Genomic DNA, 12,747 nt, shown 5'->3' on the forward strand with positions numbered 1-12,747 from the left:
CTACTAAAACGTCAAACCAAGTGACATTTGAAAATAAGTATTGTTTTTGTTTTTAGAATAATTGTAGTAATCTAGATCTGTTTTGACGAAAAAATTAAGATCTGCATCATATTTATAATCCCATCGCGTACCCAAATTCATTTTGGTATAAGCAGCCGATAAATAAGCAAAATTGTGATCCAACATTTCAAAAATTTGATTTGTTTTCATGCGATCGCTCAATTTCATATTAGAATCCAAAGCCCAACTATGTTCAACCGAAGTCGAAACATTAATTAATAATCGAGACAATAGTTTTGATACAGAAAAGTCTAATCGACCAATACCTTGCTGCATATCGATAATTCGTAAAGGATCAATATATTTCGTTTCTGTTTTTTTCAAATTAAAACTTGGCGCAATAGACCATGATAATTCTGGGTTTGGAACACTGTACAATCCAGAAAACACAACAGAAGTAACTTGATTGGTGTATTTAGTATCTTCGGATATTTTAAGGTAAGCTGTTGATGTTTGATTATCAAATATATTCTCAGTTCCAGCCCGATCGATATAAGAAAATCCAATTTTTGCACCCCAAGCCTTTTCACTAGATTTCTTTAGATAAGAAACTTCTCCCTCATAGCCTTTTTCTAAAATAGAAGAGGCAATAAGATCTTGAAATTCCGTCATTATTTTTTCATAGTCAAAATGATTGTATCCTACAGACACAGCAAGTCCATTTTGATCTTTTGGGAATAATTGCACGTTTGCGCCGTATCCCTTTCCGTCATAAAAAGAACTCATTTTATTTCCCGTAAGTAGGTTATTATACACGCCAAGTCCGGTCATATGATAAACAGCTGGAGCGCCTAATTCACTAAAGAATTTCAAGTTATTTGACTGGGTGTATTTTCGCCAATTAATAGCAGATCCAATAGCATAATGGTTTCCAATATTTCGGGAGAGTCCAAGCCCTAATTTAAGATCAGATACCGTATTCTTAGGCCTAGGATCAACATCACGGTATTCTAATAAAGCACGATATTCAGCAACAATTCCAAGAGTCATTTTTTTAAAGGCTTTAGAATAACCTCCTTTAAAAGAATATTCTTCGAATGAAAGATCACCACCAATAGAATCGGCAGTTACATACGGATATATTACTTCATAATCAGAGCTTTCATTCCATCGTACATTTTTACGTTGACCGTTCTTATAATATGCATTTCCCCAAACACTGTTTTCAGTATCAATCTTATAAAAAGATTTTGCCTTAACCAGAAATTGATTGATTCCATTTCCTAATTGCTGTATATTGGCTTGTTGTGAACTCGCATCATAACCAGCGCTAAATTCAGACAAAGAATAACGGCGGGCAAATTGTTGATTTGCAGGATTGGTATAAATGCTATTAGAAAAATTATTTGCAGGAGATAAATCTTCATGAATACGGAGTAGCACCGAAGTACTATCCTGTGCATACAAAATACCAGAACTGAAAATTATAATTAATAAAAGGGAACGAAAGCTCATGATTAAATTTTATTATAGCATTAAAGATGGTTTAACCTCAGGGCTAAAATCTACAGTTGAGTTATTCGTATCCTTTAATGTCTTTTTACCAGTAGAACTTGTAGAAAGTACTTTACGACGAACACTTTTTCCGTAACGACTTTGATCAGAATCAACTTTTCCGCAGTACGTCCATCCCATGTCTAATGAAGGAGCAGTAACAATCCATTGAAATTCAGAAGCAACACTTAAATTAACCGCATCTACAATCCATTCGTTTGGAATAGAGTAAACACTCTCTCCCATTGGATAAGTTTCTCCACCAAATACCATATTATATTCATAATCATACGTATAATCCGCTAAGAAAACATCTTTGTGAATTGGCAAACGAGCGATAACAAAACTCTTAAAACCTCTGTTATGAACAACCATCGTTGAGAATAAATTCTCCATGTTAGGAACAGCAGGATTATCAACATCATCAGCATCTTCCGTATAAAATTCGAAATTAGCCGTTCTCAAGTCAATTGAGCCAGAGTTGTATTCTTTATGATTAATTGCATCATCGGCAATAATAAAATAGGCTCCTGGAGCAATTGGGTAAGTAGTTCCATTACCCGGAACAATTGCGATAGCTGATGCAGCAAAAGATTTAGCCATAATATTTGGAGTATAATTCTGTTTTTCAACAGTCATGAATTCAGATTGTGCAATCATTAATCCATCAGCATACAATACTTTATCAGTATTATTATAAATTTTGAAGTACTTATCACCTTGGTATTGTTTACCCTCAGCTGTTTTTGTTCCTGTAAAAAACACTTCCTCAATGATAAAATCAGATTGGCTCATGTTTAAAAACAAGTTTAAAGAAACAGCTGCAGTTTGACCAGTAATAACAACCGATTCTTTATAACCACTCACAGAAGCATCAACAGTGCTCTCGCCTGCTGCATAATTAACCTTTCCATTAACAGAAACTTCATAAGAACCTTCACTTAATGTAATCGAAAGATCATTGTTAGTAAATGCAGCACTTTCGGTTACTTTACCAGTATTAATTTCTTTAAAAGAAACGGTAAGGTTAGAAAGTTTGACATTATTTAAATCTTCAGGATTAACCAATTTTAAAGTTAAAGCAGTTTGCTTACCGCTATAATTATCATCATCTTTTGAACATGATTGTATCAGGGCCATTACGGCTATTGTTAGATAAATGGGAAGTAATTTAATTTTCATAATCAAGGTGTTTATTTAATATTAAAAGTTATAAATTCAAGTTTAATTCCATACCGAAGTAAGGAGAAGTAAGTCCTCTGCGTTCAATCTTCTGGCCATTGATTTCATAGTTTTGGTAGTAACTAAAAAGTCGGTTAACAAACATTGAAATCCTGAATTTTTTATAGAAATCCTTCGAGATTTTTAAATTCATATTCATCGACATCGGAACAGTTCTTTTTTCGAACAAAGCATCATTATACTTTATATCCAGCCATTGCAAAATAGGATCTGATTTATCTTTTTCTAGATATGGATATTGCTTACCAGACGGATCAATATAAGAAATCGGAGTTCCGTTCATAGGTGTAGATTGATTGCTTCTGAACCACAAAAATTGAAACGAACTAGAGAATTCTAAACCAAGAGAAGGAATATAGGTATCAACAATTAGATTCGTATTTAATTGCTGTTTTTCTGAGCCATCATCCAATTGATAAAGTCCCAAGTAAGGAAGTCTTTTTCCGTTGATAATAATGTCTTTTTGACCACTTTTGTAAACGGGACTGCTATTGGTATAAGTTGTTTTAAACCAAGCTCCATTTACTGTAAAACGGGTATTTATAGCTTTAAATCGCTTAGATGAAAATTGAAATTCAACCCCACTTTTAAGCAATTTACTTCCGTTGTTTGTAATATTATAAGCAGTCAATAACGTGTCCATTACAAAAGTCATTTCACTAAGATCAGGTTGCGATGTTAAGCTCGAAGGATCTATAGAAGCACTATCGTATTTTTTATAAGAAAGTGCATGATATCTAGAATTATTTCTAAATCCTGAATCCAAACGTTCCTTAAAATAAGTAATAGAGAAACGATTGTTATCATAAGAGAAATCCGTTCGAACCTCCCATTTTTTATTGATAGCAGGCTTTAAATCGTAATTAACGGCATCCGTTTTATAAGTCATTAAATTGATTCTTCTGTATTCTGGAGTATTATGATAATAATTAAGCTGTACCAAATCATTATACACATAATCGGGATAAAGTTGCCCCAAGGTTGGAAATTTAGTATACTGCCCAGTACCAACAGTAAATTCTGTTTTTAGCGCATGTTTTCCAATTTTAAAAGACGGAAGTGCCCATTGTGCATTAATTCGAGGATCTAAATAATATTTTCCGTGAATGGCATAAGCAGATGAAATATTTAATAACGACATAGCTCGGATACCTCCTGCAATGTTTAATTGATGTTTACCTAAGGGAATCGAAATTGCATCTTCGGCAAAAAAAGCAATGTCGGTACTTGCCGGAATATCTTTGTATGATCTTGGTCGCGTAGACATTTCTGGAGATGGCGGATGAGTGGTATCATAAACCTGCCCTTTTCCATTATTTTTAGAATACGTCCACTCGGTACCCCCTTTTAAAGCATGAGTTATTCCAAAAGTACGAACTTCAAATTCTCCCATTGCTTTAAGAAAAGCATCAAATGGTTTTCCATCAACCAAAAGATTAGAAGTATATTGAGGCGTTAAAAAGATTCCATCAGATTCCCCTTGCTCTCTATTGTTAGGAATTGCAGTAGCATTGCTTACCTGAACCCATTTGGTTTGTTCGATTTTATCATATTGCTGACTAATAGATGTAGCTAAATTAATCGCCTTAAAAAAAGAAGATTCTTTGAACTTTAAATCAAATGAATTCGCCAATGAGAATCGGTTATAAGTCGAACTAAAACGGTCTATTTTTGCGTACCCAACATTAGGATCTGCTTTTTCATTATCTACTGAACCACTATAATCTAAACTCGAATCCCATTGAAGCAAGTGAGAATCATTTTCCCATGTTTTTTGTGTACGTATCGATGCTGTGATTCTCTTGTAGTTTTCAAAACTATTGCGAGGATCAGGTTTTGCATTCAAGTAATCAAGTCCAACATTCAATACAAATTGCTTTTCTTCAGATTCAAAACCTTTCCCGATATAATATAACTTACTGAATTCATCCGCTTTAAAACGAGATTCTAAATCAGTACGCCCTCTTTTGCGTTTAATTTTAATAAGTCCGCTCGTTAAATCACCATATTCTACAGAAGGAATACCTCTAACGATTTCTACTTTCTCAATTTGATCTGTCGAAATAGAACGCATATCGACTCCTTTAGATGTAGTATTTCGGCGTGTATTTGCATAGCCAGAACCTGGAGTAATAGACATATTAGAACCTGTTGTAAACTGCAAATTTGCATCCGTATTAATAGGAATACCATCTACTACAAAAGCAGTTCCTAGAGACGAAATGTCATAATTAGAATCGGCTATTCCAACTTCTCTCAGTTTAATGTGATTAGAAGCATTAAAAACAGGATCCTTTGATCGTCCTCCGGGCAACAATTCTAATAAATCAGTAAAACTAGAAGGTTGTAAATGTTGCATTGCTTTTTTATCAATGACAGAAGTACTTGTCATTCCACGAGATTCAGTAGCCGTGATTACTACTTCGTTTAACTCAACACTCATCGGAATTAACTCAAAAGACAATTGTCTATTAGCCGTTAAATCCAGTTTCTTTTCGATAGTTACATAGCCTATATGTGATAGTTTTACTTTGTAATTCCCATTTGGAATAGCATTTAAAACAATATTCCCAAAATCATCCGATTGTGATTCATATTTCTGAAATACTCCTTCAACAGCAATCATTGCTCCTTTTATCGGTAATTTACTCTCAGAATCTTTAACAGTAATCTGAATTGTTAACTTATTTATATTTTGAGTGAATCCAAGATTGGAAAACAAAATAAACAACAACAGAATAATTGATTTACTATTTTTAGTTGGTATGGGGAGACTATTGTAATAAGTCATTGCATTTAATTATGATGGAAACTGTAATATATATAACAGAAATTCGGTTAAAAGTTGCAAATATAACTTAATTTAGACTGAATAAAAATAACTTTTTACAGAAAAAAGATACTAACACTCATTACCAACATCCAAAGCAATGGCTTAAACACTCATTATAAGGCAAATAAAAGCAAGTGTTCTTATTAAAAAAAAATACAGTCCTCCATAAAATAATAAGAAATGGAAATGTTTTTTTTCATGGTGTTATAGAGAAAAAAAAAGAGTCAAGAGTTATTATTTCAACCTCTTAACTCTTGTAAATATGAATTTATAATAGTTGAATAAACTTTTGCCTTATTCAGATTTAAGATTCATTACTATTAAAGTTTTGAAAAATAACTTATGTCCCCATTTTTGGCAACTTGTAGCAAACTATTCTTAGCATCTTTAGAAACTTCTACAAAATAACTATCAGCATCTTCAAATTGTCTTCCAAACAGAATCATATCGGTATCATTTTGCTCATTATCCTGATAATAAAGTACTTGCCCTATAGCGTATTCTTTGTATTTATTATTTATTGAATTTTGAATTTTAGCAGGCAAATCAGCAAATTTTTCGTGTCTAGTTGTCCCAACCAATTGCGATTTAGAATCATAAAAAGCCGTTAATGGTGCACCATTATTCATAAAAGTTGCTTCATCATAATATTTTGATCTCGACCATTTTACATCCGAAACTTTACCAAAATCAATTGCAAACTGGTCTTTAGTCGCTTCATTAACATCTTGTCCTTCTAATTTACGAAGCTCCATCCTTAAACTTTTCTTTTCAGCTTTAGCATTTGGATCTTTTTTACTCACCGCTTTTATTTCACTTTTTACTTGTGCTTCAGTTACTGATTGAGCTTGCGAAATAGATACAGTTGCCATTACAGCTACTAGCATTAAAATTACTCGTTTCATAATTGTTGTTTTTATCATTAATAAATAAAGTGATTATACCATTTACTATCTTCTACCTCCTACTTCTTTATCTAAATAAAATTACTAGTGCTTTGTAAGCAAACAGGTAAATTTTCAACACGTTGCTTTTACTTATTAAAAGACTGAGGTATCCTTTTTTTTCAACATTATTAATCTGTAGTAAATTTAAAAATACAAAATGAAGATAAGATGAATATGCAATCATAAACCAAACTATTCAACTATAAAACAAATAGTTATCATTAAAACTTATAAACAAAAAACGCTATTAGAAATAGCGTTTTTTGTATTCTGCACAATAGTAATTTCTCTCTGACTCAAACAAATTAAGTCAAAATTATAAATTTATTTTTCAGATAAACCTAGCAGTAAATCCTCTAAATTTTTAAGTGTCATCGTAAATCCCTCTTTAAACCCCATTTCAATCATTCGTTCTAAACGCTCAAGAGATTCGTTATAAATGCTAATACTGACTTTTGTTATTCCGTTTTGCTCACTAAAGCTCAAATCCCATTCAGAACCAATCGGCTCTTCATTTTCATCTTTATCAGTAAAAGCATTCAACATTTTAAAATTAGTTTTTGGACTAATGGAAGTATACTTCTGAACTGACCAATGCTCCTCTCCTGCTGGGCTAACCATGGCATAAAATCTTTTTCCTCCTACTTCAAAATTCATAAATTTTGTTTTCGATGACCAAGGTTTGGGTGCCCACCATTGATCTAGGATTTCTTGTTTTGAAAAAGCATCCCATACCATTGAAAGGTTGGAAGCAAATTCTCTACTTATGCTTACCGTTTTTGTTGTTTTGTCAATTGTAAAATCAAAAAGCAAATCGTTTTTCATTTTTTCTATTCTTTAATTGGTGATAATACTACATCAAAATATTCTTATAGCCCTTTTAGAACTGGCCCGATCTCGTCGCTCCTTTTAGTAAATAAAACTAGCAATTCATACATGTAAAGATACGAATAAAAGTACTTTTAGTAGTAACTGCAATATAATATCGATAATCAGTTTAAAAAAAAATCTGACAAAACAAAAGCACCCAAAAACACCTACAACACTCAATTACAACTTATTGAATAAACAACACCAAAATTAATTAACTTTTTTTGTAAAAAAAAACAGTTAAAATTTGGGAACTAATATTTTTAACATACTTTTGTCCTATCAAATTAGTAGAATTAATAGAGTTAAATAAATTAAAAAACAAAAGATTAAATACTTCCAAATACACTTCTATTTATATGAAGTAAGAATCAATTGAAAATCCATTCATCACGCAACAAACATCAGTCACGAAATCATAAAACTGTTATAAGGCACATCCTAAATTATAGGATTGAAATCTTGTGAAAAATCAATTCAAATAGTAGTAATCAAAAAATATAAAAATGAAAAAACGAATGCAACTCAGATAAAAAAAAACCATTTCTGCGGCAACAGAAATGGTAAAGCTTAAAGAAATTGTTCATCTCTAAAAAGAAAGCGTAAAAGGAGTTAATCCGTTTACAGCTCCTTTATTTATTAAACTAAAACAAAGTAATGAAAAAAATAATAAATAGACTGCTATGGTTATGTGTTTTATTGATTTCCATCGGAATTAAAGCACAAGAAACCAAAGCGTTAATTCAGTCTAAACTCGACGGAACTGTCATTGATGCAGTAACAAAACAGCCAATTATTGGTGCTTCTATAAACATAAAAGGCACTACACACGGAGCAATAACAGATTTTGATGGAAAATTTCATTTTCAAACAGGTCAAAAACTCCCTTACACATTGATTGTAAGTTATATGGGGTACAAAAAAAACGAAACTGTAGTCAATCAAAATTCAGTTGTAATTAGCCTTACCGAAGAACCCAATGCTTTGTCTGAAGTTGTAGTTACTGCTCTTGGTATCACAAAAGAAAAAAAATCTTTAGGATATACCACGCAATCACTTAAAAACAAAGATATAGCAGAAACAAAAGAAACAAATTTCTTGAATAGCCTTTCTGGAAAACTAGCAGGTGTGCGTATTACCAACTCACAAGGAGATATGGGATCTTCACGTATTGTTATTCGTGGCGAAACTTCGATTGCAGGAAATAACCAACCTTTATTTGTTGTTGATGGAGTTCCGGTAGACAACTCCCAATTGGGAAGTTTTGGAGGCGCAACTCGTGACTTTAAAAATGCTGTTGCCGATTTAAATCCTCAAGACATTGAAACATTAACGGTATTAAAAGGTCCTAACGCGGCGGCTCTTTACGGATCACGTGCCGCGCATGGTGTTGTTCTTATAACTACAAAATCAGGAAAAGGCCAGCAAGGACTTGGAGTAAGCTTCAGCACTGGTATAACAGTCTCTCAAGTGGCTACTCTGCCTAGTTTTCAAAATTCGTTTGGTCAAGGGTCAAACGGAAAATTTAGCTATGTAGATGGTAAAGGTGGTGGTATTAATGATGGTGTTGATGAAAGTTGGGGACCAAAATTAGATGGCCGTCTTATCCCTCAATTTAATTCAAATGGCGTAGCTGTCCCTTTTGTGGCTCATCCAAATAATGTAAAAAACTTCTTTAATACAGGTCTTACTTTTGATAATAGTATTGCTGTGGCTAGATCTGACGAAAAATCTGATTTCCGTTTAGGGGTAAATAATCAAAAACAATTAGGGACAGTACCAAACAGCGAAATCAACAAAACAAACTTTACAATCAATACAAATTACCAGATATCCAAAAACATAAAAATTGGTGTAACAGGAAACTATATTGTTACTGATGCTCCTGCCCTTCCTGGTGGTCCTTCGGGTAATCGTGCTGCAGGTGTAATGCTTCAGTTTCTTTGGTTTGGACGTCAAGTAGATGTTAATGAACTTAGAAATAATAGAGATGTTAACTGGAACAGTAGCTATTATAGCAATCCGTATTGGAATGCCTATTATAATACGACCAGCCAGCAACGCAACCGTATAATCGGGGATATTCATTTGGAAGCAAAAATCATAGATGGATTAAATTTCAGATTCCGTACTGGAATTGACTATTATAATGATCGTAGAAAATACGAAATTAAACATGGCACAAGCGGAACTCCTTTTGGTTCCTATGCTGAAGATGCTTATACTGTAAATGAAAGAAATACAGAGGGTATTTTTCAATATACCAAAAAACTGACTAGCGATTTTAGCTTAGATGCGCTTACTGGATTTAATATTCGTAACCATAGCGATGCAAACAATTATCAAAAAGCACCCCGCTTGGCTGTACCTGATTTATATACTTTGAATAATTCACGTGATCCGTTGACTTCTTCAAATTATTTATCAAAATTAAGAGTTTATAGTGTATATGCATCTGCTCAAGTTGGTTATAAAAACTATGCTTTTTTAAACCTAACGGCTCGTAATGACTGGTCATCGACATTACCAAGTAGTAACCGCTCGTACTTCTACCCTTCTATTAATGGTAGTTTAGTTCTAACTGATGCTTTGAATCTAAAAAGTAATACACTCGATTTTCTAAAACTTCGCGGTGGATGGTCTGAAGTTGGTAATGATGCAGATCCGTATCAATTGTCTACCGTTTATAATTTCCAAACTGCATTTGATGGTAATCCGATTCAAACTTCTTCACAAAAGAAACTCAATGAAAACCTAAAACCAGAAACAACCCGCTCTACCGAAATTGGTATCGAATCTTCTTTCTGGAAAAACAGATTGCATCTTGATGTTGCTTACTATAACACCAATAGTTTTGACCAGATTCTGGAAATTAAAACCACTACTGCTAGCGGTTATAATTCTCAGTTAATTAATGCCGGAAAAATTAACAACCGCGGTATCGAAATTCAATTGGACGGAAGCCCTATCCAGACTCAAAATTTCAAATGGAATGTAGGCGCTAATTATTCTAAGAATATAAGCAAGGTTGAAATTCTTGATTATGAAAAACAAATTCAAAACTACACCATTGGTACATCAGGAGGTGTCGATGTATTGGCCTCTGTAGGTCAAGCCTATGGTGCACTTTATGGTACTGCTTATCAGCGTGACGCAAATGGAAACATTGTTGTAGGCGCAAATGGTTTACCAAAAGCCGATCCGCAAAAGAAGGTATTAGGACATTATACTCCTGACTATATTGCTGGTCTTACCAACACATTTACATACAAAAATATTGAATTGTCTTTCCTTATTGATGCTAGTGTAGGCGGAGAACTTTTTTCGGGAACTAACCGAACTGGAAACTATACAGGAGTACTAGCCCAAACCCTACCTGGCCGTGATGCTGCCAATGGCGGATTAAGCTACTATGATAATTCGGGTACAAAAACCTTACTTGGTGGTGGAGCAGCGCCAAGTGGAGCAACAGTTTATGATGACGGAATGATTTTTAAAGGGGTATATGCTGATGGGGCTCCTAATAATCAAGTGATAAGTGCACAGGAATACTACAAATCATCCTATAATATTAGCGAAGCTTATGTATACAGTTCAACTTTTGTAAAACTAAGAGAGATAAAACTTGCTTACAGCTTCAATAAAACATTTGTTAAGAAACTCGGATTGCAAGCAGCCAGTCTTACCGCAGTTGGTCGTAATCTGCTGTTTATCTATAAAGACGCTCCTAATATTGACCCTGAAACGGCTTTCAACACCGGAAATGCGCAAGGCTTAGAAAGTTTGTCCTTGCCAACGACTAGAAATTTTAGCCTTAATCTTAATGTCAAATTTTAAAAACTCAGAATCATGCTAAAAAAAATAGTATATATAACACTACTTGCATTATCAGTGACTTCATGCAATGATAGCTTGGATGATATTAATAGAAATCCAAATGCAACAGAAACTCCATTGGCCCCTTACCTATTAACTGGAACGTTAAAACAAGGAGCCGACATATATTGGGGATCAGATAATAACTTCAATTCGTCTTTGTTGTTTGTTCAACATTGGGCCAAAATTCAATATACCGAACCAGATAGATATGATGTATCTAATACTTCTTTCGTTTCTTTATGGAATACTGGATATGCAACCTTGATTACAGATTTGAATACAATTCTAGATTTTCCTGAACAACAAGCAAATTCAAATTATAAAGGGATTGCACTTACCTTACGTTCATGGACTTTTTTATTGTTGACAGATGCTTATGGTAACATTCCTTATAAAGAAGCGGGTAAAAAAATAACACCAGCCTATAATTCTCAAAAAGAAGTATATATCGGATTACTTGAAGATTTAAAACAAGCACAGTCTTTGTTAAGTTCTACAAACGGAGCTGTTACTGGAGATTTGGCATATAAAGGTGATATTTCGAAATGGAAGAAACTAGTGAATTCGCTTCGTTTAAGAATTGCGCTAAGAATCTCAGACAAAGAACCTGCTCTAGCCAAACAAACTGCAATTGAGGCTACAACAGATCCTGCAGGAGTAATTAGCAACAATAGTGAAATTTTTAAGTTCAATTATATCAGTTCTCCTCAACAAAATCCTGCTTCAGCTTGGTTTGAAACACGTGATGATTTCCGTATTTCGAAAACATTGGTTGATAAGTTAAATGAGCTATCCGATCCTCGTTTGCCTGTTTATGCACAGTTACCATCGGATGCAAGCGTAGGTAAATACGTTGGAGGTGCCAATGGTTTATCAAATAGTGATGCCAACAGTCAAGGATTTGCAAAAACATCAAAACCAGGTACTTATTTCTTAACCTCTTCGTCACCTGCTGTTATCGTATCTTACTCTGAAGTTTTGTTTAATCTGTCTGAAGCTGTAGCCCGTGGTTATATCGATGGAGATGCCGAGCAACTGTATAAAAATGCAATTACGGCATCATTCAACCAATTTGGAATTACCGATGCTACAACAATTTCTAATTATCTAAACCAAGCAACTGTAAAGTACGATGCTACAAATTATGCTAAGTCTATAGGTACACAAAAATGGATTGCTTTCTTCGGACAAGGTCTTGATGCCTTTGCTGAATGGAGAAGACTTGATTATCCTGTTTTAAAAGCAGGTCCAAACACCGTTTTAGATGGTAAAATACCTTCTCGCTTTTTTTATCCAGGTACTGAACAATCGCTAAATGGAGTTAACTACAAAGCAACTATAAGTACTCAAGGTCAAGATTTACTTACTACTAAACTATGGTTTGACGCTAAATAAAAAGAATTCTAAGCGCTATTAGTTTTC

7 protein-coding genes are annotated in these 12,747 nt (G+C 33.7%); 2 read left to right on the forward strand and 5 right to left on the reverse strand.

Annotated elements, in window-relative coordinates; all coding sequences use genetic code 11:
* Window positions 1-3: 3 nt before the first annotated feature.
* The 5 genes from QWY99_RS10535 to QWY99_RS10555 form a co-directional block, all read right to left on the reverse strand.
* A complete protein-coding gene (locus QWY99_RS10535) occupies window positions 4-1,515 on the reverse strand; it encodes a DUF6850 family outer membrane beta-barrel protein (RefSeq protein ID WP_290264660.1) in 1,512 nt (503 codons plus the stop codon).
* Between the two features lie 12 nt (window positions 1,516-1,527).
* A complete protein-coding gene (locus QWY99_RS10540) occupies window positions 1,528-2,736 on the reverse strand; it encodes a DUF4876 domain-containing protein (RefSeq protein WP_290264663.1) in 1,209 nt (402 codons plus the stop codon).
* A 28-nt stretch (window positions 2,737-2,764) separates the two neighbouring features.
* The gene (locus QWY99_RS10545; protein ID WP_290264665.1) at window positions 2,765-5,587 is read right to left on the reverse strand and encodes a TonB-dependent receptor; all 2,823 of its coding nucleotides are present in this window, start codon (window positions 5,585-5,587) and stop codon (window positions 2,765-2,767) included.
* Between the two features lie 362 nt (window positions 5,588-5,949).
* The gene (locus QWY99_RS10550; RefSeq protein WP_290264668.1) at window positions 5,950-6,534 is read right to left on the reverse strand and encodes a hypothetical protein; all 585 of its coding nucleotides are present in this window, start codon (window positions 6,532-6,534) and stop codon (window positions 5,950-5,952) included.
* Window positions 6,535-6,900: 366 nt separating this feature from the next.
* On the reverse strand, window positions 6,901-7,401 hold the full coding sequence (locus QWY99_RS10555; RefSeq protein WP_290264669.1) for an SRPBCC family protein: 501 nt from the start codon (window positions 7,399-7,401) through the stop codon (window positions 6,901-6,903).
* Window positions 7,402-8,103: 702 nt separating this feature from the next.
* Here QWY99_RS10555 and QWY99_RS10560 point away from each other — a divergent pair.
* The gene (locus QWY99_RS10560; protein WP_290264671.1) at window positions 8,104-11,283 is read left to right on the forward strand and encodes a SusC/RagA family TonB-linked outer membrane protein; all 3,180 of its coding nucleotides are present in this window, start codon (window positions 8,104-8,106) and stop codon (window positions 11,281-11,283) included.
* 12 nt (window positions 11,284-11,295) lie between these two features.
* The gene (locus QWY99_RS10565) at window positions 11,296-12,720 is read left to right on the forward strand and encodes a SusD/RagB family nutrient-binding outer membrane lipoprotein (RefSeq protein ID WP_290264674.1); all 1,425 of its coding nucleotides are present in this window, start codon (window positions 11,296-11,298) and stop codon (window positions 12,718-12,720) included.
* Window positions 12,721-12,747: the final 27 nt, after the last annotated feature.

This window comes from Flavobacterium branchiarum (genome assembly GCF_030409845.1).
GTDB lineage: Bacteria > Bacteroidota > Bacteroidia > Flavobacteriales > Flavobacteriaceae > Flavobacterium > Flavobacterium branchiarum.

Bases quoted from the DNA above. Each gene is read 5' to 3' on its own strand.
- QWY99_RS10535 (WP_290264660.1), bottom strand. From the start codon at position 1,515: ATGAGCTTTCGTTCCCTTTTATTAATTATAATTTTCAGTTCTGGTATT.
- QWY99_RS10540 (WP_290264663.1), bottom strand. From the start codon at position 2,736: ATGAAAATTAAATTACTTCCCATTTATCTAACAATAGCCGTAATGGCC.
- QWY99_RS10545 (WP_290264665.1), bottom strand. From the start codon at position 5,587: ATGACTTATTACAATAGTCTCCCCATACCAACTAAAAATAGTAAATCA.
- QWY99_RS10550 (WP_290264668.1), bottom strand. From the start codon at position 6,534: ATGAAACGAGTAATTTTAATGCTAGTAGCTGTAATGGCAACTGTATCT.
- QWY99_RS10555 (WP_290264669.1), bottom strand. From the start codon at position 7,401: ATGAAAAACGATTTGCTTTTTGATTTTACAATTGACAAAACAACAAAA.
- QWY99_RS10560 (WP_290264671.1), top strand. From the start codon at position 8,104: ATGAAAAAAATAATAAATAGACTGCTATGGTTATGTGTTTTATTGATT.
- QWY99_RS10565 (WP_290264674.1), top strand. From the start codon at position 11,296: ATGCTAAAAAAAATAGTATATATAACACTACTTGCATTATCAGTGACT.